Source organism: Rhodobacter sp. Har01 (genome assembly GCF_020564565.1).
In the GTDB taxonomy this organism is placed as follows: domain Bacteria; phylum Pseudomonadota; class Alphaproteobacteria; order Rhodobacterales; family Rhodobacteraceae; genus Pseudogemmobacter.
Genome location: NZ_JAJCTD010000003.1, coordinates 254,030 through 273,599, shown reverse-complemented (window position 1 = coordinate 273,599; position 19,570 = coordinate 254,030). Strand labels below are relative to the sequence as shown.

22 protein-coding genes are annotated in these 19,570 nt (G+C 67.6%); 19 read left to right on the top strand and 3 right to left on the bottom strand.

Annotated elements, in window-relative coordinates; translation table 11 throughout:
• Positions 1-303: 303 nt before the first annotated feature.
• Positions 304-1,878, bottom strand: a complete 1,575-nt coding sequence (locus LHP98_RS09830) for a 2-isopropylmalate synthase (RefSeq protein ID WP_227252357.1) — start codon at positions 1,876-1,878, stop codon at positions 304-306.
• Between the two features lie 253 nt (positions 1,879-2,131).
• Here LHP98_RS09830 and LHP98_RS09825 point away from each other — a divergent pair, with 253 nt between their 5' ends.
• The 5 genes from LHP98_RS09825 to LHP98_RS09805 all read left to right on the top strand — a co-directional run bounded on the left by LHP98_RS09825 (position 2,132) and on the right by LHP98_RS09805 (position 7,117).
• Positions 2,132-3,661: a cryptochrome/photolyase family protein gene (locus LHP98_RS09825; RefSeq protein ID WP_227252356.1), complete on the top strand. Its 1,530-nt coding sequence runs from the start codon at positions 2,132-2,134 to the stop codon at positions 3,659-3,661.
• Positions 3,662-3,734: 73 nt separating this feature from the next.
• Positions 3,735-4,967 (top strand): MFS transporter, encoded by a 1,233-nt coding sequence (locus LHP98_RS09820; RefSeq protein WP_227252532.1) that lies wholly within the window; start codon positions 3,735-3,737, stop codon positions 4,965-4,967.
• Between the two features lie 50 nt (positions 4,968-5,017).
• Positions 5,018-5,677 (top strand): peptide-methionine (S)-S-oxide reductase MsrA, encoded by a 660-nt coding sequence (gene msrA / locus LHP98_RS09815; protein WP_227252355.1) that lies wholly within the window; start codon positions 5,018-5,020, stop codon positions 5,675-5,677.
• Positions 5,678-5,775: 98 nt separating this feature from the next.
• On the top strand, positions 5,776-6,648 hold the full coding sequence (locus LHP98_RS09810; protein ID WP_227252354.1) for a 50S ribosomal protein L11 methyltransferase: 873 nt from the start codon (positions 5,776-5,778) through the stop codon (positions 6,646-6,648).
• A gap of 121 nt (positions 6,649-6,769) precedes the next feature.
• On the top strand, positions 6,770-7,117 hold the full coding sequence (locus LHP98_RS09805; RefSeq protein ID WP_227252353.1) for a hypothetical protein: 348 nt from the start codon (positions 6,770-6,772) through the stop codon (positions 7,115-7,117).
• 177 nt (positions 7,118-7,294) lie between these two features.
• Here LHP98_RS09805 and LHP98_RS09800 read toward each other — a convergent pair whose 3' ends face one another.
• Complete coding sequence (locus tag LHP98_RS09800; protein ID WP_227252352.1) at positions 7,295-7,498, bottom strand: DUF1127 domain-containing protein; 204 nt, start codon at positions 7,496-7,498, stop codon at positions 7,295-7,297.
• A gap of 319 nt (positions 7,499-7,817) precedes the next feature.
• Between LHP98_RS09800 and ruvC the strand changes: the two genes are divergently transcribed.
• The 6 genes from ruvC (at position 7,818) to speD (ending at position 11,798) form a co-directional block, all read left to right on the top strand.
• Entirely contained in the window at positions 7,818-8,330 is a 513-nt protein-coding gene (ruvC, locus tag LHP98_RS09795; protein ID WP_227252351.1) for a crossover junction endodeoxyribonuclease RuvC, read from the top strand.
• Complete coding sequence (gene ruvA / locus LHP98_RS09790; RefSeq protein ID WP_227252350.1) at positions 8,327-8,998, top strand: Holliday junction branch migration protein RuvA; 672 nt, start codon at positions 8,327-8,329, stop codon at positions 8,996-8,998. The genes ruvC and ruvA overlap by 4 nt, the downstream gene beginning before the upstream one ends.
• Positions 8,999-9,001: 3 nt before the next feature.
• Positions 9,002-10,027 (top strand): Holliday junction branch migration DNA helicase RuvB, encoded by a 1,026-nt coding sequence (gene ruvB / locus LHP98_RS09785; RefSeq protein ID WP_227252349.1) that lies wholly within the window; start codon positions 9,002-9,004, stop codon positions 10,025-10,027.
• Between the two features lie 144 nt (positions 10,028-10,171).
• A complete protein-coding gene (locus LHP98_RS09780) occupies positions 10,172-10,795 on the top strand; it encodes a hypothetical protein (RefSeq protein ID WP_227252348.1) in 624 nt (207 codons plus the stop codon).
• Positions 10,796-10,911: 116 nt separating this feature from the next.
• A complete protein-coding gene (locus tag LHP98_RS09775) occupies positions 10,912-11,358 on the top strand; it encodes a chlorhexidine efflux transporter (RefSeq protein ID WP_227252347.1) in 447 nt (148 codons plus the stop codon).
• An 11-nt stretch (positions 11,359-11,369) separates the two neighbouring features.
• Positions 11,370-11,798: an S-adenosylmethionine decarboxylase gene (gene speD / locus LHP98_RS09770; RefSeq protein ID WP_227252346.1), complete on the top strand. Its 429-nt coding sequence runs from the start codon at positions 11,370-11,372 to the stop codon at positions 11,796-11,798.
• Here speD and LHP98_RS09765 read toward each other — a convergent pair.
• Positions 11,795-12,247 (bottom strand): CreA family protein, encoded by a 453-nt coding sequence (locus LHP98_RS09765; protein ID WP_227252345.1) that lies wholly within the window; start codon positions 12,245-12,247, stop codon positions 11,795-11,797. The two genes, speD and LHP98_RS09765, sit on opposite strands and share 4 nt — an antisense overlap.
• 99 nt (positions 12,248-12,346) lie before the next feature.
• On the opposite strand from LHP98_RS09765, the gene ybgC reads away from it, so the two are divergent.
• From ybgC to tilS, 8 genes are all read left to right on the top strand, one after another.
• Positions 12,347-12,754, top strand: coding sequence for a tol-pal system-associated acyl-CoA thioesterase (gene ybgC, locus LHP98_RS09760; protein ID WP_227252344.1), 408 nt, complete (start codon positions 12,347-12,349; stop codon positions 12,752-12,754).
• Positions 12,755-12,941: 187 nt separating this feature from the next.
• Positions 12,942-13,637, top strand: a complete 696-nt coding sequence (gene tolQ / locus LHP98_RS09755; RefSeq protein ID WP_227252343.1) for a protein TolQ — start codon at positions 12,942-12,944, stop codon at positions 13,635-13,637.
• A gap of 3 nt (positions 13,638-13,640) precedes the next feature.
• Positions 13,641-14,120, top strand: a complete 480-nt coding sequence (gene tolR / locus LHP98_RS09750; RefSeq protein ID WP_227252342.1) for a protein TolR — start codon at positions 13,641-13,643, stop codon at positions 14,118-14,120.
• A gap of 4 nt (positions 14,121-14,124) precedes the next feature.
• Positions 14,125-15,333 carry a cell envelope biogenesis protein TolA gene (locus LHP98_RS09745; protein ID WP_227252341.1) on the top strand — a complete coding sequence of 403 codons (1,209 nt, stop codon included), beginning with the start codon at positions 14,125-14,127 and terminating at the stop codon, positions 15,331-15,333.
• A 110-nt stretch (positions 15,334-15,443) separates the two neighbouring features.
• Positions 15,444-16,781, top strand: a complete 1,338-nt coding sequence (tolB, locus tag LHP98_RS09740; RefSeq protein ID WP_413687673.1) for a Tol-Pal system beta propeller repeat protein TolB — start codon at positions 15,444-15,446, stop codon at positions 16,779-16,781.
• Positions 16,782-16,869: 88 nt separating this feature from the next.
• The gene (pal, locus tag LHP98_RS09735; RefSeq protein ID WP_227252340.1) at positions 16,870-17,397 is read left to right on the top strand and encodes a peptidoglycan-associated lipoprotein Pal; all 528 of its coding nucleotides are present in this window, start codon (positions 16,870-16,872) and stop codon (positions 17,395-17,397) included.
• A 4-nt stretch (positions 17,398-17,401) separates the two neighbouring features.
• Positions 17,402-18,232 (top strand): tol-pal system protein YbgF, encoded by an 831-nt coding sequence (ybgF, locus tag LHP98_RS09730; RefSeq protein WP_227252339.1) that lies wholly within the window; start codon positions 17,402-17,404, stop codon positions 18,230-18,232.
• A gap of 20 nt (positions 18,233-18,252) precedes the next feature.
• Positions 18,253-19,512, top strand: a complete 1,260-nt coding sequence (gene tilS, locus LHP98_RS09725) for a tRNA lysidine(34) synthetase TilS (protein WP_227252338.1) — start codon at positions 18,253-18,255, stop codon at positions 19,510-19,512.
• Positions 19,513-19,570: the final 58 nt, after the last annotated feature.

The window sequence follows — 19,570 nt, the reverse complement described above, 5'->3', positions numbered from 1 at the left end:
AACAACGGCCGACAGCTTTTCCCCGCCGGGTTAACAGGCGCGCAGCGCCCCCTGCCAGCGCCCGACCGCCCCCCGGGCGGGCGCTCCTGCGCAGTCCCTCCACGGTTTCAACCGGGGGAGCAGACGCAGGATAAAGCGATTACCCCGCGCCAGCGAAGGCGCCCGCCCCCGCAGTCGGGCGCTGGCCTGTGTTGGCCGGTCGAAGCGAGGCAATTCCCTAACAAATCGTTAAACTGGCCCGCCAACCCCTTGAATTCCTTGCGGCCGCCTGGTGTCCCATCATGGGACACCAGGCGCAGGGGGTCATTCGCCGTGGTAGCTGACGGTCTTCACATCCTCGCCCGGCGCGGTTTTCTGGCGGCGGACGATCAGGCGGTTCAGGGCGTTGATGTAGGCCTTGGTCGAGGCCACGATCGTATCGGTATCGGCGGACGAGCCGGTGACGATCCGCCCCTCCTCTTCCAGCCGGACCGAGACCGTGGCCTGCGCGTCGGTGCCCTCGGTCACCGCATGAACCTGATAGACCTGCAGCCGCGCCTTGTGGGGGAACAGCATCTTGACGCACATGAAGGCCGCATCGACCGGCCCGTCGCCGGTGGCGTCGATGTGGTGATCCTTGCCGTCGATCGACAGGATCATCTCGGCCTCTTGCGGGCCTTCGGTGCCGCAGACCACCCGCAGCTTCTTGAGCTGCAGGTATTCGTAGGCGTCGTTGGTCTGCTCGTCCGCGACCAGCGCGATCAGGTCGTCGTCGTAGACCTCCTTCTTGCGGTCCGCGAGGGCCTTGAACCGCACGAACACGTCGTTCAGCTGGTTGTCGGCCAGATCGTAGCCCAGTTCCTTGAGCTTGGCGCGCAGCGCGGCGCGCCCCGAATGCTTGCCCATGGCGATGTTCTTGGCGTGCAGGCCGATATCCTCGGGGCGCATGATCTCGAAGGTCTGGACGTTCTTCAGCACGCCGTCCTGGTGGATGCCGGACTCGTGCAGGAAGGCGTTCTTGCCGACGATGGCCTTGTTGAACTGCACCGGGAAGCCCGAGACCTGGCTGACCCGCCGGCTGAGATTCATGATCTTGGTGGTGTCGATGCCGGTCCGGTAGGGCAGGATGTCGTTGCGGACCCGCAGCGCCATCACCACCTCTTCCAGCGCGGTGTTGCCGGCGCGTTCGCCCAGCCCGTTGATGGTGCATTCGATCTGCCGCGCACCCGCCTGCACGGCGGCCAGGGCGTTGGCGGTCGCCATGCCCAGGTCATTGTGGCAATGGGTGGCGAAGATGATGCTGTCGGCACCGGGCACCCGCTCAAGCAGCATGCGGATGATCTGGGCGGATTCCATCGGATAGGTGTAGCCCACCGTATCGGGGATGTTGATCGTGGTGGCGCCGGCCTTGATGGCGATCTCAACCACGCGGCACAGGTAATCGGCCTCGGTCCGCGTCGCGTCCATCGGCGACCACTGGATGTTGTCGCAGAGGTTGCGGGCGTGGGTCACGGTGTCGTGGATGCGCTCGGCCATCTGGTCCATGTCCAGGTTCGGAATGGCCCGGTGCAGCGGCGAGGTGCCGATGAAGGTGTGGATGCGCGGGGATTTGGCGTGGCGCACCGCCTCCCAGCAGCGGTCGATGTCCTTGGCGTTGGCGCGCGCCAGGCCGCAGATGGTGCTGGTCTTCGCGCGCTTCGCGATCTCGGAGACGGCGGTGAAATCGCCCTCGCTGGCGATCGGGAAGCCGGCCTCGATGATGTCCACCCCCATATCGTCCAGAAGGGTGGCGATCTCCAGCTTTTCCTCATGGGTCATGGTGGCGCCGGGGCTTTGCTCGCCGTCGCGCAGGGTGGTGTCGAAGATCAGGACGCGGGGTTGCGCTGTCGTGTCGGTCATCGGGTGTATCCTTGGGGTCTTAGCCTGTTTCGCTTCTGTGGGCGCTGTTCACCTCTGAGCGGTCGCGCCCTTGGGCACGCTCAGAGGCGGCTAAGAAGCAGCAGGCCAAGCGCGAGGACCGGGCGGGGCCCGGGGCAGACGGCGGTGATCTGCGGCGCGTTGGTCATGGCGCCGGACTATAGGCAGGATTTCCGCGAAGGAAAGAGGGGAAACGCGGGTTGCGCGCGGGTGCGGCGGCGGGGCATGCAGGGTCATGCCGAAGCCGCGCCTGATCCTTGTTCTGGGCGACCAGCTTTCGCCGGGCCTGAGTGCCCTGCGGGCCGCCGATCCGGCACGCGATCTGGTGGTGATGGCCGAGGGGATGGGCGAGGGGACATCCGTTCCGCACCATCCGCAGAAGATTGCACTGATCCTGTCGGCGATGCGGCATTTCGCGAAAGACCTGCAGGCGGCGGGCTGGCGGGTGGCCTATTCGCGGCTGGACGATCCGGCGAATGGGCAGACGCTGGTGGCGGAGATTCTGCGCCGGGCTTCCGAGGTGGGGGCGGGGGCGCTGCTTTGCACCCATCCGGGCGAGTGGCGGGTGCTGGCGGACCTGCAGGCGCTGCCGCTGGACGTCTCGGTGCTGCCCGACGACCGGTTCCTGTGTTCCCACGCCGAGTTCGCGGCCTGGGCCGAGGGCCGCAAGGAGTTGCGGATGGAGTGGTTCTACCGCGAGATGCGGCGCAGGACCGGGCTGCTGATGCAGGGCGATACGCCCGCCGGCGGTCAGTGGAACTTTGACGCCGAGAACCGCAAGCGGGCCGAGCGCGGCCTGTTGCGGCCGCAGCCCCTGCGCTTTGCCCCGGATGCGGTGACCGACGAGGTGTTGGCGCTGGTCGAGGCGCGGTTTGCCCATTTCGGCACGGCGCGGCCCTTCGGCTGGCCGGTGACGCGAGTGCAGGCGCTGGAGGCGTTGGCGGATTTCGCCGCGCACCGGCTGCCGTCCTTTGGCGCCGAGCAGGATGCGATGCTGGAGGGCGAGCCGTGGCTGTCGCACTCGCTGCTGTCGGCGGCGCTGAACATCGGGCTGCTAGGGCCGCTGGAGGTGTGCCGGGCCGTCGAAGACGCATGGCGGGCCGGCAAGGTGCCGCTGAACGCGGCCGAGGGCTTCATCCGGCAGATCATCGGCTGGCGGGAGTATGTGCGGGGGATCTGGGCGCTGAAGGGGCCCGAGTATCTGGGGGCCAATGCGCTGGGTCATTCCCGTGCGCTGCCCGCGGCCTATTGGGACGGCGAGACGCGGATGGCCTGCCTGGGCGCGGCGGTCGCTCAGACCCGCGATCTGGCCTATGCCCACCACATCCAGCGGCTGATGGTGACCGGCAACTTTGCGCTGCTGGCGGGGGTGGACCCGGCCGCGGTGCATGAATGGTATCTGTCGGTCTACATCGACGCCTTCGAATGGGTCGAGGCGCCGAACACTCTGGGAATGAGCCAGTGGGCCGATGGCGGGGTGGTGGGGTCCAAGCCCTATGTTTCCTCGGGCGCCTACATCGACCGGATGTCGGACCATTGCCGGGGCTGTGGCTACAAGGTTGCGGAAAAGACCGGCGAGGCGGCCTGCCCGTTCAACCTGCTGTACTGGCAGTTCCTGGACCGCCACCGCGCGCGGTTCGTGCGCAATCCGCGGATGGCCCAGATGTATCGGACCTGGGACCGGATGGATGCGGGCCACCGGGCGCGGGTGCTGGCCGATGCTGCAATGCTGCTGACGCGGCTGGACCGGGGCGAAGCAGTGTGATCGTGGCTGCGATTGTGACGGGCACAAGGTTCGGCTGGCCGGACGGCCGGGCCGGGTGTAAGGGCCGGACATGATGCGCCGCCGCATGACCCTTGCCGAGGCCGAAGCCCTGCCGCGCTGGCGGCGGCCCGAGGCGCTGCTCTATCTGATGGCCTTCGCCCTGCCGATGAGCTTTGCCACCTGGACCGCGCTCTTGAACAACTTCGTGGTCGAGGTCGCCGCTTTCACCGGCAAGGAGATTGGCTGGCTGCACACGGTGCGGGAAATCCCCGGCTTTCTGGCCGTGGGGGTGATCCTGGTCCTCTTGGTGCTGCGCGAACAGGTGCTGGCCTTGGGCGCGCTGGCGCTTTTGGGCGTGGCGACGGCGGTGACGGCCTGGTTCACCAGCTTTACCGGGCTGCTGGTGACCACGCTGCTGTCATCCATCGGGTTTCACTATTTCGAGACGGTGAACCAGTCGCTGCAGCTGCAATGGCTGGGCCGGGACCGCGCGCCACAGGTGCTGGGGCGGATCGTCGGGGTCGGCTCGGCGGCCTCGCTCTTGTCCTATGGCGCCATTGTCCTGCTGTGGAACCGGATGGAGCTGGATTACAGCACGGTCTACATGGCCGCGGGCGGGATCACCCTGGCGCTGGTGGCCTTCGCCGCGCTGGCCTGGCCGCAGATCGAGGCGCCGCATCCCCAGCACAAGCACATGGTGCTGCGGCGGCGCTACTGGCTGTTCTACCTGTTGCAGTTCATGGCCGGCGCGCGGCGGCAGATCTATGTGGTTTTCGCCGGCTTCATGATGGTGGAACAGTTCGGCATGAAGGTGTCGGAAATGACCGGGCTTTTGCTGGTGAACTTTGCCGTCAGCATGGTTGCCGCCCCGGCGATGGGGCGCGCCCTGGGCCGCTGGGGCGAGCGCAAGGTCATGGCGGTGGAATACATCGGCCTGACGCTGGTGTTCCTGGCCTATGGCGGGCTGACCTGGTTCGGCTGGGGGATCATGGTGGCGGGGGGGCTTTTCATCGCCGACCAGTTCTTTTTCTCGCTGTCCTTCGCGCTGAAGACCTATTTCCAGAAGATCGCCGATCCGCGCGACATCGCCCCCACCCAGGCCGTGGCCTTCACCATCAACCACATCGCGGCGGTGTTCCTGCCGGCGGCGCTGGGCTATCTCTGGGCGGTTTCGCCGGACAAGGTGTTCGTCCTGGGGGCGGGCATGGCGGCGGTGACGGTGGGGCTGGTGCTGCTGATCCCGCGCCACCCCGAACCGGGCAACGAAACGATGTTTTCGCGCGGATTGCCGCAGCCGGCAGAGTGACTTTCCGCCGGGGGCGCCTATATCTGTCGCAGACAGACAGAGAGGCGCAGATGTTCCTTTTCGACCGCAGGAAAACCGAGATGGTCACCCCCGACCGTGCCCTGCCGGGCCGGCCCGATCCGATTCCCACTGCCGAGACGCATTTCCTGACCGGCATCGCGCTGAAATCGCCGGTCCCCGAGGGGATGGCCGAGGCGATGTTCGGCATGGGCTGCTTCTGGGGTGTGGAACGCAAGTTCTGGGCCTTGCCGGGGGTCTGGCTGACCATGGTCGGCTATGCCGGCGGCTTCACCCCGAACCCGACCTACAAGGAAACCTGCACCCAATTGACCGGCCACAACGAGGTGGTGCGGGTGATCTACGATCCGCAGGTGATCAGCTACGAAGGCCTGCTCAAGGTGTTCTGGGAAAACCACGATCCCACGCAAGGGATGCGGCAAGGCAATGACGTCGGGTCCACCTACCGCAGCGGCATCTACACCTTCACGCCCGCGCAAGAGCAGGCCGCAAGGAGCTCGCTTGCCGCCTACCAGCAGGCGCTGAGCAAGGCGGGCAAGGGCAGGATCACCACCGAAATCCAGCCCGCGCCGGTGTTCTACTTTGCCGAGGATTACCACCAGCAGTACCTGGCCAAGAACCCCGGCGGCTATTGCGGCCTGGGTGGCACCGGCGTGGCCTGCCCGATCGGCACCGGCGTCAGCTCTGGCTGACTTGCCTGCCAGCGCGGTTGCGCGTCAGCTTGCGCGTCAGCTTGCGCGCTTGGGGGCAAGCGCGTAACGCATCCGGCAGACCCTGACCGGAGGCCGCCATGACCACCTACTCCGCCCTGACCACGCTTGCCGGACAGGACGCCGCCCGGGCGCTTTCGGACGCGTTGGAACGGATGGAGCCCGAGCCCTTTGGCGTGGGCATCTTCGAGATTGAGGACGGTTTGGGGCGGTGGGAAGTGGCGGCCTATTTCCACGAGGCGCCCGATGCCATCGTGCTGGAAATCCTGGCCACCGCCTTCGGCGCGAAACCCTTTCTCGTCTCGGACCTGCCCGAGGTCGACTGGGTCGCCAAGGTCCAGCGCGAGCTGCACCCGGTGGATGCCGGCCGCTTTTTCGTGTTCGGCAGCCATGATGCCGACAAGGTGCCGCCCGGTCGCGTGGCGCTGCAGATCGAGGCCACGATGGCCTTTGGCACCGGCCATCACTCGACCACGCTGGGCTGCCTGCTGGCCTTCGACAAACTGGTGACGGCCGGCTTCCGCCCCGGTCGCGTGGCCGACATCGGCTGCGGCACGGCGGTGCTGGCCATGGCGGCGGCCAAGGTCTTGCCGGACGCGCTGGTGCTTGCCAGCGACATCGACCCCGTGGCCGTGGACGTGGCACGCGCCAACGTGGCGATCAACGGGCTGGATGCCCGGATCGAATGCCTCGAGGCTGCGGGCTTCGACCACCGCCGTCTGCGCGCCGCTGCGCCCTACGATCTGGTTTTCGCCAATATCCTGAAGGGCCCGCTGATCGAACTGGCCCCGGCGATGGCGTCGCATACCCAGGCCGGCGCCCGGGTGATTCTGTCCGGTCTTCTGGTCGTTCAGGCTGAATCCGTGATTCAAGCTTACGCTACGTCAGGATTCCGTCTGCAGGATCGAAACGATCTGGGTGAATGGTCCGCATTGGTGTTGGAACGGGCGTAGGGGCTTGAAAAAGCACAGCAGGTGCGTTCTTCTGTCCTGACGCTGCGCCTGGAAGGTCAAAATCCTGCCGCATTCCGAAAGCAGCGTCTTTATTTGGCGGGGTACAATTTTGGTGACCGAGATGTGGGCTGACCCGAATCTCAATGAGTTCTACGGCCGCGTCGAGCGCATCGAGAAGCTGCGGCGCAAGGGCTATGGCTTCGAAGCCCGCGGCACGCTTGGCCGCTCGGCCACCTTCCGCAGAGAGCGTTCGATCGGGCGCCTTGTGCGGTCCTTGATGCTGGTGGTCGCGATCGGCTTTGTGCTGAAGGGCGCGATCCTGTTCTCGGTCGGGGCCGAGACCTATGAGCAGCGCGTCGGCGAACTGGCCACCGGGACGGGCTTTGACCCGCTGGCCGCGACGCTGATGTCGGCCGACCCGGTCTCGCGCGTTGTCGCCGCCTTCCTGGGCGAGGTTTTCCCGGCCTGACGTGTTCGAAACGGTGCAGCAGGGCCGCCGGGCGGATCAGCCGCTGGCGGCCTTTGGTTTTTCTGGCGATGCGCCCTGCCGTCGCCTTTGGGCCGCAAAGCAGAAAGACCGCCCGCAAGTTGCCCTGCGCGGCGGTCTTTGCATGTCCGGCGACCGTTCTTTCAGGTCAGAGGCGGTTCAGCGCCCCAGCATCTCGATATCGCCACGGCACAGGCCGATGTCGTCCAACTCACGATCCGAGAGCTTGGACAGGGCCTTGCGGGTGACACGCGCGTCGTTCCACATGCCGATCGTCGAGAAGACGTTCGAAAGGGCGTTGAACGCACGGTAAGTCGTGATGGCGCCGAACGGTGCCGGGCGGCTCGTTTCGATGGCGGCCATGATGAAGTTCCTTTTCAGTTCTGCTCAAAACGGGGGCGTTTTGCCCCTCGTCATGCCAGATAATCGTGCTGCATGTGCAAAGCAAGCGGTGGGCCCGCAAGGCCGAGTTGCAGCCGTTGCATGGCTGCTGACGCAGTTCCGCCATCTTTATCAGCGGGTTCGTCACGAAGCGGTGAGAAATGTCGCTTCCGCGCGACTCCCCGTCGAATTCTGCGCATGCATACTACGGTATCCCTCGGTGTTCAAGATTGAACATGCGGCTTGGCGGATGTTCACTTTTCGTGCTAATCGCTAAAATGCGACGAAACAGGGGGGCGGGATGCGCGTCATCGGCATCGACCCGGGGCTGAGGAACCTTGGCTGGGGCATCATCGACGTCTCCGGGCCGCGCCTGAGCCATGTCGCCAATGGCATCTGCCACAGCGATGCCGAGACGGGCGATCTGGCGCGGCGGCTGTGCAGCCTGCACGCCCAACTGACCGAGGTGTTCCGGACCCATGCACCGGAAACGGCGGCGGTCGAGCATACCTTTGTCAACAAGGACGCAGTGGCGACGCTGAAGCTGGGCCAGGCGCGGGGCATCGCGCTCTTGGTGCCGGCGCAGTTCGGGCTGGCGGTGGGGGAATATGCGCCGAACGCGGTGAAGAAGACCGTCGTCGGCGTCGGCCATGCCGCCAAGGTGCAGATCGACCACATGGTGCGGCTGCACCTGCCCGGGGTGCGGATCGCCGGGCCGGACGCGGCCGATGCACTGGCGGTGGCGATCTGCCATGCCCATCACGTGCAATCCTCGGGCCGGCTTGAGGAAGCCTTGCGGAGGGCGGCAGGATGATCGGCAAGATTGCCGGCCGGGTCGACTGGAAGGGTCTGGATTCGGTGCTGATCGACTGCCGCGGCGTGGGCTACATCGTGCATGTGAACGACCGCACCATGGCCGCGCTGCCGCCGGTGGGCGAGGCTTGTGCGCTGTATACCGACCTTCTGGTGCGCGAGGACCTGCTGCAGTTGTTCGGCTTTCCGACCATGCTTGAGAAGGAATGGCACAAGCTGTTGATGACGGTGCAGGGGGTGGGGGCCAAGGCCAGCATGGCGATCCTGGGCGCGCTGGGGGCCGAAGGCGTGGCCCGGGCGATCACCCTGGGCGATGCCCGCGCAGTGCAGGCGGCGCCGGGCGTGGGGCCGAAGCTGGCGCAACGGGTGATCCTTGAGCTGAAGTCCAAGGCGCCCTCGGTCATGGCGCAGGGCGTGCGCCTTTCGGCCAAGGCCGAGGCCTTCGAGGTGATCGAACCCGCCGCCCCCGCGGCCCCGGCCCGGCCGCAGAAGCCGCCCGAAGGCGCCCGCCGCGCCGCCTATACCGCCGACGCGCTGTCGGCGCTGCTGAACCTGGGCTACACGCAGGGCGATGCCGCGCAGGCGGTGGCGACAGTGGCGCGCGAAGACCCGGAGGCCGACACGGCGACGCTGATCCGCGCCGCGCTGAAGCTGCTGGCGCCGAGGTAAGGCATGGAACCCGACCGCGCCTTGCGCCCCGAGAAGCTGCCCGAGGATGGCGACCGCGCCTTGCGACCGCAGGTGCTGGAGGAGTTCATCGGCCAGCATGAGGCGCGGGCGAACCTGCGCGTCTTCATCGACAGCGCCCGGATGCGCGGCGAGGCGATGGACCACACGCTGTTCCACGGGCCGCCGGGCCTGGGCAAGACCACCCTGGCGCAGATCATGGCGCGGGAACTGGGGGTGGGGTTTCGCATGACCAGCGGCCCGGTGCTGGCGCGGCCGGGCGATCTGGCGGCAATCCTGACAAACCTCGAGCCGCGCGACGTGCTGTTCATCGACGAGATTCACCGCCTGTCCCCGGTGGTCGAGGAGGTGCTGTATCCGGCGATGGAGGATTTCGCGCTGGACCTGGTGATCGGCGAGGGGCCGGCGGCGCGGACGGTGCGGATCGAGTTGCAGCCCTTCACGCTGGTCGGCGCGACGACGCGACTGGGGCTGCTGACGACGCCGCTGCGCGACCGGTTCGGCATTCCGACGCGGTTGCAGTTCTATACCGAGGACGAGTTGTTCGAGATCGTCACCCGCGGCGCGCGGCTTCTGGGCGTGCAGGCCGAGGAAGCGGGGTGCCGCGAGATCGCGCGGCGGGCCCGCGGGACGCCGCGGATCGCTGGGCGGCTGTTGCGACGGGTGGTGGATTTCGCGCTGGTCGAGGCGGGGGGGAAGGTTTCCCGCGCGCTGGCCGACCGGGCGCTGACCCGGCTGGGCGTGGATCACCTGGGCCTCGATGGCGCCGACCGGCGCTATCTGGTGCTGCTGGCCGAGAATTATGCCGGTGGCCCGGTGGGGGTAGAGACGATTGCGGCGGCCCTGAGCGAGCCGCGCGATGCCATCGAGGAGGTGATCGAGCCCTACCTCTTGCAGCAGGGCCTGATCCAGCGCACCCCGCGCGGGCGGATGCTGGCGGCCAAGGCCTGGCGGCATTTGGGGCTGGAGGCGCCGAAAGTGCCGGGGCAGGGCACCCTGTTCGACGGCTGATCCGAAAGCGCGCTGCCGGCCCGACGATGGGGGCATCCTGCCCCCAAACCCCCTGGGAGTATTTCGAAAAGGGCAAGACCATGCGGGGTTGCCCTGGTGTCTGCCCGGATGCTAGCGACGGTGCCGCTGCGAGGGGAGGCCGGGATGCAGGCGGGCGAGGTCGAGGCGTTGTTCACGCGCGGGGACGGGGGGTTCCTGTGTGCCCGCTGGGGGCGGCCGATCGTGCCGGTGGTGTTCGGGGTGGACGATGCCACGCTGCCGGTGGTGAAGGGGGCGATCGAGGCGGTGGTGGCGCTGGCCGGGCACAGGATGGCCGAAACCGACCCGGAACTGGGCGCCAACCTGATGATCTTTTTCTTCCGTGACTGGGCGGAACTGCCGGACGTGCCGAACCTGGATCGGCTGGTGCCCGGGCTGGCGGACCTTTGCGCCCGGCTGGCGGCCGAGGGGGCGAACCAGTACCGCGCGTTCAGGTTCGATGCTTCGGGGGCGATCCGGGCGGCTTTCGTCTTTCTGCGGATGGACGACCATCTGGCCGCGATCCCGGCCGAGGCCCTCGCCCTGGCGCAGGCGGTGCAGGTGATCCTGCTGTGGTCTGACCGGGCGTTTGCCGGGGGCTCGCCCCTGGCGCGGGCGGGCGAGGCGGTGGTCCTGCGGCCCGAGATCGCGGCGCTGATCCGGGCGGCCTATGACCCGGTGCTGCCGGCGATGACACAAGACCCCAGCCACGCCCTGCGGCTGGCGGCGCGGGCGGGGCTGCTGCGCTAGCACGGTCGGAATTCCCGACTGCCGCCGCGGTCGTTCCCAAGGTAACATTGCCGCATTTGATTTTGGGCCACTCTGGCCCGGCAGACCTTTACCTTATCCGGCATTTCGGAGGACCCATGACTTTGCGATCCCCGCGCGAGCGGTTCATCCAGACATTGGCCTATGAGGCGGGCGGGCTGCTGCTGTCGGTTCCGCTCTACATCCTTTACAGCGGCGGCGGGGCCGGCCAGGGCGCGGAGGTGATGCTGGCCATGTCGGCGGCGGTGCTGCTTTGGTCGCCGATCCACAACACCGCCTTCGACCTTGTCGACCTGCGGCTGACCGGCCGGCTGGCCAGCGACCGGCCGCACCGCTGGCGGATGGTGCATGCGGCCAGCCACGAGATCTCGACCGTGCTGGTCACGCTGCCGGTGCTGATGTTTCTGGGCGGGCACGGCCTGGGCGAGGCGCTGCTGATCGACCTGGGTCTGACGCTGGTTTACGCGGCCTATGCCTATGTCTTTCACCTGGGATACGACTGGCTGCGCCCGGTCTGCGCTGCGCCCTTTTGTTCGGCCGGCTGAGGGGGATGGCGATGATGCTGGAACACCCCTCCGCCCCGCGCACGATGCAGTTCGGCGTGCATCTGATGATTGACGGCTATTGGGCCGCAGGCCCGGCGATGACCAATGAGGCGGCGCTGCGGGCGCTGCTGGAGACCCTGCCGGCCGAGATGGGGATGCACCCGATCTGCGCGCCGGTTGTCGTCTCGGTCGGGCCGAACTGCAAGAAAGACCCGGGCGGGCTGTCGGGCTTTGTGATGATTGCCGAAAGCCACATCAGCTTTCACACCTTTCCGGCCCGGCGCTTTGTCACCATCGACCTCTACACCTGCCAGACCGACCTGGACCGCAAGGCCGCGATCCGACAGCTGATGCAGGCGTTCCGGCTGGACGACGCCGATGTCTACGTCCAGGACCGTGGCCTGCGCTACCCGGAAAGCGACGTGGCGCTGGTGCCCTAGGGTGTCACCCCAGGCGGCAGGGGCACGACGGAAATCGACATCTTGCCGGAACCTTGGGTGATCTCGCTGGCATGGGCGAGGTAGATCAGGGCACGGGTCTGCGCGTCGTAGATGCGGGTGATCTCAAGTGTCTTCAGGATCAGCGACTGGCGTTCCGAGAACACCGCTTCGCCGCCTGCGCCGGTGTCGATGTCGCCCAGCACGATGGGGCCGGTCTGGCTGCAATCGACCGCCGAATAGCTGGGGTCCTCGAACCAGTTGCCATTGGTCAGGCGGTCGTAGATCGAACGCTCGAAATAGGCCAGGTGGCAGGTCACACCCTGCACCTCCGGGTCGGGGATGGCCTCGACAATGATGTCGTTGCCGACCCAGTCGACGCTGACGCGGCCCACCTCTTCGGCGCTGGCGGGAAGGGCGGTCAGGGCCAGAGCGGCCAGGGCAAGGCGCATGGGGAGACTCCTGCTGTCGCGGGGAAACGCGCGCCGGGGCGGTGGCGTTCCCGTTCGCGAAAGAATAGGAAATGCCGGCAGCCGTTGCGAGGCCCTGAGATGTCTGACACCCATGTCCTGCCTGTGCGGGTCTACTACGAGGATACCGACCTGGCGGGGATCGTCTACTATGCCAACTATCTGAAGTTCATCGAGCGCGGCCGCAGCGAATGGGTGCGGGCGATGGGGGTGGACCAGGTGGCGCTGCGGGCCGCGCAAGGCGTGGTCTTTGCGGTGCGGCGGGTCGAGGCCGATTACCTGCGGCCCGGCAAGTTCGGCGACGACCTGACGGTGACCACCCGCCTGCGCGAGATGGGCGGCGCGCGGATCGTGCTTGATCAGGAGGTGCTGCGCGGGGCCGAGCGGCTGTTCCAGGCGGTGGTCACGCTGGTCTGCATGACCGACGACGGTCATGCGGCGCGGGTGCCGGCAGAGGTGCGGGCGCTGCTGTCGCCGGCGATGCATTAAGGCGATTTCCGCCCGGAAATCGTGCCCGAAATTCGCGCGAATTTCGTCTGCCCCCGGCACGCCGGCGTGCCCGCGCGGTGGCGAGGCCCCGCCCATCGCCAACTTGTGTTGGCAATCCCCCTTCTCCCTTGCTAGAATCAGCTCTAACGGGCCGGGGAAACGGACCGACCATAACAGAGCAGGCGGAATGGAAACGGAAACCCTCGCATTGGCGCAGGAGATCGACTTCTCCTTGCTCGCCCTCTTCGCGCGCGCGACGCTGACGGTGAAGATCGTCATGATCATGCTTCTGGTCATGTCGTTCTGGTCCTGGGCGATCATCATCCAGAAACACATCATGTTCGGCGCGGCGAAGAAGGAGGCCGGGGTCTTCGACCGCGCCTTCTGGTCGGGCGAACCGCTGGACGAGTTGTACGAGAAGATCGGACCCGAGCCGGCGGGGGCCAGCGAGAAGGTCTTTGCCAGCGGCATGCTGGAATGGCGGCGCAGCCACAAGCAGGACGGCGCGCTGATCGCCGGTGCCCAGGCCCGCATCGACCGCGCAATGGACGTCGCCATCGCGCGCGAAAGCGAAAGGTTGAACAAGGGGTTGTCGTTCCTGGCCACCACCGGCTCGACCGCGCCGTTCATCGGGTTGTTTGGCACGGTCTGGGGCATCAAGCACAGCTTCGAGCAGATCGCGATCAGCCAGAACACCAACCTGGCGGTCGTCGCCCCCGGCATCGCCGAGGCGCTGATGGCCACTGCCGTGGGCCTGGTCGCGGCCATCCCGGCGGTGGTCTTCTACAACAAGCTGAACGCCGACAGCGAGCGCATCCAGACCGGCTACGAAAGCTTTGCCGACGAATTCGCGACGATCCTGTCGCGCCAGTTGGACAGCTGAGCCATGGGTGCCGGGGTCATCAAGAAAAGCGGCGGCGGACACCGTCGTCGCCGTCGCGGCACCGCCGCGGCGATGAGCGAGATCAACGTCACGCCCTTTGTCGACGTCATGCTGGTGCTGCTGATCATCTTCATGGTTGCAGCCCCGATGCTGACCGTGGGCGTGCCGGTCGAGTTGCCGAAGACCGCCGCCAGCGCCCTGCCGACAGAGCAGGAAGAGCCGCTGACCATCACCCTGACCGCCGACGGACTGATCATGGTGATGACCACCGAGGTCGCCGCGGCCGAACTGATCCCCAAGCTCAAGGCCATCGCGGCCGAGCGGACCAGCGACAAGGTGTTTCTGCGGGCCGACGGGTCGCTGCCCTATGAAAGGGTGGCGCAGGTCATGGGCGCGCTGAACGCGGGCGGATTCACCAACATCGGCCTGGTGACCGACGCGCAGGGGCCCGACTTCGGAGCGGCCGCAGGCGGCCAGGACTGAGGCCATGGAGGAGCGGCTGCAGAAGGGCACGCTCTTATCCGGTGTAGGGCATGCCGGGGCGATCCTCTGGGTGGTCCTGGGGGATTGGCTGTTTGCACCCGATCCCGCGCCCGAGATCATCGCCACCCAGGTCTCGATGATGTCCGAGGCCGAGTTCCAGGCGTTGCAGTCCGCGGCCCCCTCTGGCCCCGCTGCCCCCCCCGAACAGCCCTCCGAAATCGCAGCACCCGAGCCGGTGCAGCCCGACCCCCCCGCCGCCGAACCTGCGGTCGAGCCGCCACCCGCGCCCCAACCCGAACCGCTGCCCGAACCGCTGCCCGAACCCGCCCCAGAGCCTCAGCCGCAGCCCGAGCCGGACCCGCTGCCGCCAGCGCCAGAGCCGCAGCCGCAAGAGGTGGTCGTCGCGCCCGAGGAGCAGCCGCTGCCGTCGCTGTCCGACACGGTGCGGCCCAAGCCCAAGCCCGCCGACCGCGTGGCCCCCGATCCGGTCGACGTGCCGGAAGACGCCCAGACCGCCGAGGTTCCGGAAGAGGCCGTCAGCGAGACGCCCAGCGAGACCCCGCAGCAGCCCCAGGAGGCACAAGAGGAAGTGCTGCCCGAGGAATCCGGCGACGTGTTGCGCACCGAGGCGACCGAAGAGCAGGACCAGTCGCTGGGCATGACCGCCTCGATCCGCCCGAAGTCGCGGCCGGTGCGGCCCGAGACTCCGGCCGAAGCGCCCACGGAAGAGACCCAGGTTGCCGCCGCCGAAGCCGCCGCGGAACCGAGCGAGGAGTCGGCCGAAGACCCCGCCGCCGATGCCATTGCCGCCGCCCTGGCCGAGGCCGCGGCTGAAGAAACCAGCGCCGAGACGGCCGATGCAGGCACCGGCGAAACAACCGGCCCCGCCGGTCCGCCGCTGAACGCGGGCGAGATCGGCGACATCCGCTCGGCCATCGGCAACAAGTGGAACCTGGGCAGCGTCTCGACCGACACCATGCGCACCGTGATCGTGGTGCGGGTCGAGTTCTCGCCCGACGGCAAGCCGGGCGACATCCGGCTGGTCGAAGGCGACGGCCCGTCGCAGGCCGCCATCGATACCGCCTTTGCCGCCGCCCGCCGCGCCATCCAGCGCGCCTATGTCGAAGGCGGCATCCCGCTGCCGCCGGACAAATACGACACCTGGCGCGTGCTGGAATTCGTCTTCGACGCCAACGGGATGAGGTTCCGATGACCGCATTCCCCCGCACCGAATTGGGCAAAGGGCCGCGCATCGGCCCGTTTTCCCCTGACCCCCTGCCCCTGACCGGGCTAATGACAAAGAAAAAACGGAGCCTGAGGCACATGAAACCGTATTTCCGATTTCTCACCATCGTGGCAGCCCTGGGCCTTGCGCTTGTCATGGGCGCACCTCTCAGGGCGCAGGATGGCAGCCCGCCCCGCATCGTCATCGACTCGGGCGTGATTGAGCCGATGCCGATTGCCGTGCCCACCTTCGTCGACGAAGGCGGCGCCGGGGACTACGCCCGCGAACTGAGCCGCGTGGTGGCTTCGGACCTGGTCGGAACCGGCTTCTTCCGCGAGATCCCGGAAGAGGCGCACATCAGCCGGGTGACCAGCTTCGACGGCGGCGTCGCCTTCGAGGACTGGAAGGCCGTCAACTCTCAGGTGCTGATCACCGGCGCCGTCTCGGCCGCGGGCGACCGGATCACGGTCAAGTTCCGCGCCTATGACGTGCTGAACGGCCGCGCCATCGAAGGTGCCGCGCTGCAGTTCGCCGGCACCACCGCGGGCTGGCGGCGGATGGCGCACAAGGTGGCCGACGTGGTCTATGCCAAGATCACCGGCGAGGGCGGCTATTTCGACAGCCGCGTGGTGTTCGTGGCCGAAAGCGGCCCGAAGAACGCCCGGCTGAAGCGGCTGGCGGTGATGGATTACGACGGGGCGAACGTCCAGTACCTGACCGACAGCAGCACCATCGTGCTGGCGCCGCGCTTCTCGCCCACCGGCGACCGCATCCTCTACACCAGCTACGAGACCGGCTTTCCCCGCATCACCCTGATGGACGTGGGCAGCCTTGACCGCCGCACGCTGGAGGAACAGCCGGGCACCATGACCTTTGCCCCGCGCTTCTCGCCCGACGGCGGAACCGTGGTCTTCAGCCTGGAACGCGGCGGCAATTCCGACATCTACGCGCTGAACATCCGCTCGGGGCAGCTGTCGCAGCTGACCAACACGCCGTCGATCGAGACCGCGCCGTCGTTCAGCCCCGATGGCAGCCAGATCGTCTTTGAAAGCGACCGTTCGGGGGCACCGCAGGTCTATGTCATGCCGGCCTCGGGGGGTGAAGGGCAGCGCATCTCGGGCGGCGAGGGGCGCTATGGCACCCCGGTCTGGTCGCCCCGCGGCGACCTGATCGCCTTCACCAAGCAGAACGCCGGCCGCTTCCACATCGGCGTGATGCGCACCGATGGCAGTGAGGAACGCCTGCTGACCGCCAGCTTCCTGGACGAAGGCCCGACCTGGGCGCCGAACGGCCGGGTGATCATGTTCACCCGCGAAACCAGTGGCGGCGGCGGGCAGTCTTCGCTGTGGTCGGTCGACATCACCGGGCGGAACCTGAAACAGATCCCCACCGAAGGCCCCGCCAGCGACCCGGCCTGGTCGCCGCTTCTGCCATAAACGTGTCGCGCGCCCGATTCCCATGGGCGCGCAAACCTGATAAACAGGGCACAAAGCCCCCATTCGAGCCAACGAGAAGGACAACCCGATGACGATTGCCCCCAAGGCCCTGCTTCTGCTGGCCGCGCTGACGCTGGCCGCCTGCCAGAACCCCGACCGCTATGGTGCCGGCGGCGCCGGAGCCGGCGGCGCGGGCGGTGCCGGCGGCTACATCGACTCGACCGGTCTGGGCGACCCCAGCGATCCGCGTTCGATTGCCTACTTCAACCAGACCGTCGGCGACCGTGTCCTGTTCGCCGTCGACCAGTCGACGCTGACGGCCGAGGCGCGCAGCGTGCTGGCCGGCCAGGCCGGCTGGTTGAACCAGAACCCGGGCTACACGGTCCTGATCGAGGGCCATGCCGACGAACAGGGCACCCGGGACTACAACCTGTCGCTTGGCGCCCGGCGCGCGGCGGCGGTGCAGCAGTTCCTGGTCAGCCAGGGCGTTGCCGGCAACCGGATGAAGACCATCTCCTACGGCAAGGAACGCCCGATCGAGGTCTGCTCGGAAGAGGCCTGCTATGCCAAGAACCGCCGCGCCGTTTCGGTTCTGGCGGTGGGCGCGGGGGTCTGACGCCATGCGCCTTCTGCGCCTTGCCCTTCTGCTGACGGCGTTTCCCCTTGCCGCGCTGGCACAGGACAAGGCGCAGACGCTGGCCGACATCCGGGCCGAACTGGGCCAGCTTGCGGCCGAATTCAACACGCTCAAGGCCGAGACCCTGTCCACCGGTGCAACCGCCAGCTTTGGCGGCGGCGATGCGTTGCAGCGGATGGATGCCATCGAGGCGGAACTGGCCCGCCTGACCTCGCGCACCGAACAGGTCGAGTTGAAGCTTAACCGCGTCGTCGCCGACGGCACCAACCGCATCGGCGACATCGAATACCGGCTGTGCGAGTTGACCGAGGGCTGCGACCCGCTGAACCTGGGCGCGACCTCGGTGCTGGGCGGCGACAGCGCGGCCGCCGCGCCGGCCGAGCCTGCGCCCACCGGCACCGCGGCCGGCACGACCGGCGGCCCGGAAATGGCCGTGGCCGAGAAAGCAGACTTTGACCGGGCCAAGGAGGTGCTCGGTCAGGGTGACTTTCGTCAGGCTGAACAGCTCTTTGCGGCCTATGCCCAATCCTATCCTGGCGGGCCGCTGATCCCCGAGGCGAACTATCTGCGCGGCGAGGCGCTGACCAGCCTGGGCGAAACCTCGAACGCCGCCCGCGCCTATCTGGACGCCTATTCCGCCGACCCGCAAAGCGCCTTCGCCCCCGACGCCCTGCTGAAACTGGGCCAGGCACTGGGCACCCTGGGCCAGACGCCCGAGGCCTGCGTGACCCTGGCCGAGGTGTCCACCCAATACCCCGGAACGATGGCGGCAACCCAGGCCCCCATCGCCATGCAGGGGCTGGGGTGCCCGTAAGGACGCAGCCCGCGGAAAAAGTGGCCTGGCCGCTGGATCAGGGCGAGGATGCCGAGCTTCTGCTGGCCGTCGCCTATGCCTTTCCGCCGCACCCGGCGCGAAAGCTCGGCGTTGCGGTGTCGGGGGGCGGAGATTCCGTTGCGCTGCTTCACTTGACCGTGCGGGCGTGTCGGCACCAGGGCGTGCCTGTTCAGGCGGTGACAGTGGATCACCGCCTGCGCCCCGGATCGGCCGACGAGGCGCGAATGGTCGCCGCTCTTTGTGCGACCCTGGATATCCCGCACCACACGCTGACCTGGGATCATGGTCCGGTTGCCGGAAACCTGATGGATGCGGCGCGGCAGGCTCGCAGCGCCCTGATCGCCGGTTGGGCCATCAAACAAGGGGTCACGCATGTCGCTCTGGGCCACACCGCGGATGACCAGGCCGAATCCTTCCTCATGGCGCTGTCGCGCGCTTCCGGTCTGGATGGTCTGGTAGGCCTGCGACGCAATTGGAAAGGCGAGGGCATCGATTGGGGGCGCCCGCTGCTTGATGCGACGCGGGCAGGCCTTCGCGCCTATCTGCGGCGCCATGGGATTGCTTGGGTCGACGACCCGACCAATGAAGACCCGAGGTTCGAGCGCGTGCGCGCACGCAAGGCTATGGCGGCCCTGGCGCCGCTTGGCATCGACGCGACCAGGATCGGGCAGACCTTGTCTCATTTGCAGTTCGCGAAATGGGCGCTGGACGACATGCTGCGCAAGGCGATCAGGGACCATGTCCGCGAAGTGGCCGGCGCGCTGAGGGTCGATTACGCCGGTTTCGAGGGCCTTCCCGCTGAGGTGCAGCGGCAGGTGCTGATGGCCGGTCTGGCCTGGCTTTCTGGCAAGGCGCCGCCGCCGCGCACCGACAAGCAGTTCAACCTGCTGAATTCCGCCCGTGAGGGTCGGGATGTCACGCTGCACGGGTGCCGCTTGCGCGTCCGGCCCGACCATCTGCTGTTGACGCGCGAGCCTCGCGCCCTTTCCGGGCTTGTCGCGACGCCCGGTGGTCTCTGGGATCGGCGCTGGCGCGTCGATGGTCCGACCGGGGGAGACATGGAAATCCGCGCACTTGGCTCTGCCGGGTTGCAGGCCTGCCCCGACTGGCGGGCGACCGGGCTTTCGCGGCAGGTGCTCGAGGTCACGCCCGGCGTCTGGCGCGGAGAAGCGCTGGTTGCAGCCCCTTGCGCGGGGTTTGGCACCGGTTGGACGGCGAAAACCGATCCCTCCTTCGCAACTTTCCTGTTATCGCATTGAACCCCGCGCGCATCTGACTATCTTGTTCGGCAAGACCGCCGTCCGAACCGGGCTGGCG

Coding starts and splice junctions, on each gene's coding strand:
- LHP98_RS09830 (WP_227252357.1), bottom strand. CDS start 1,878: ATGACCGACACGACAGCGCAACCCCGCGTCCTGATCTTCGACACCACC.
- LHP98_RS09825 (WP_227252356.1), top strand. CDS start 2,132: ATGCCGAAGCCGCGCCTGATCCTTGTTCTGGGCGACCAGCTTTCGCCG.
- LHP98_RS09820 (WP_227252532.1), top strand. CDS start 3,735: ATGCGCCGCCGCATGACCCTTGCCGAGGCCGAAGCCCTGCCGCGCTGG.
- msrA (WP_227252355.1), top strand. CDS start 5,018: ATGTTCCTTTTCGACCGCAGGAAAACCGAGATGGTCACCCCCGACCGT.
- LHP98_RS09810 (WP_227252354.1), top strand. CDS start 5,776: ATGACCACCTACTCCGCCCTGACCACGCTTGCCGGACAGGACGCCGCC.
- LHP98_RS09805 (WP_227252353.1), top strand. CDS start 6,770: ATGTGGGCTGACCCGAATCTCAATGAGTTCTACGGCCGCGTCGAGCGC.
- LHP98_RS09800 (WP_227252352.1), bottom strand. CDS start 7,498: ATGGCCGCCATCGAAACGAGCCGCCCGGCACCGTTCGGCGCCATCACG.
- ruvC (WP_227252351.1), top strand. CDS start 7,818: ATGCGCGTCATCGGCATCGACCCGGGGCTGAGGAACCTTGGCTGGGGC.
- ruvA (WP_227252350.1), top strand. CDS start 8,327: ATGATCGGCAAGATTGCCGGCCGGGTCGACTGGAAGGGTCTGGATTCG.
- ruvB (WP_227252349.1), top strand. CDS start 9,002: ATGGAACCCGACCGCGCCTTGCGCCCCGAGAAGCTGCCCGAGGATGGC.
- LHP98_RS09780 (WP_227252348.1), top strand. CDS start 10,172: ATGCAGGCGGGCGAGGTCGAGGCGTTGTTCACGCGCGGGGACGGGGGG.
- LHP98_RS09775 (WP_227252347.1), top strand. CDS start 10,912: ATGACTTTGCGATCCCCGCGCGAGCGGTTCATCCAGACATTGGCCTAT.
- speD (WP_227252346.1), top strand. CDS start 11,370: ATGATGCTGGAACACCCCTCCGCCCCGCGCACGATGCAGTTCGGCGTG.
- LHP98_RS09765 (WP_227252345.1), bottom strand. CDS start 12,247: ATGCGCCTTGCCCTGGCCGCTCTGGCCCTGACCGCCCTTCCCGCCAGC.
- ybgC (WP_227252344.1), top strand. CDS start 12,347: ATGTCTGACACCCATGTCCTGCCTGTGCGGGTCTACTACGAGGATACC.
- tolQ (WP_227252343.1), top strand. CDS start 12,942: ATGGAAACGGAAACCCTCGCATTGGCGCAGGAGATCGACTTCTCCTTG.
- tolR (WP_227252342.1), top strand. CDS start 13,641: ATGGGTGCCGGGGTCATCAAGAAAAGCGGCGGCGGACACCGTCGTCGC.
- LHP98_RS09745 (WP_227252341.1), top strand. CDS start 14,125: ATGGAGGAGCGGCTGCAGAAGGGCACGCTCTTATCCGGTGTAGGGCAT.
- tolB (WP_413687673.1), top strand. CDS start 15,444: ATGAAACCGTATTTCCGATTTCTCACCATCGTGGCAGCCCTGGGCCTT.
- pal (WP_227252340.1), top strand. CDS start 16,870: ATGACGATTGCCCCCAAGGCCCTGCTTCTGCTGGCCGCGCTGACGCTG.
- ybgF (WP_227252339.1), top strand. CDS start 17,402: ATGCGCCTTCTGCGCCTTGCCCTTCTGCTGACGGCGTTTCCCCTTGCC.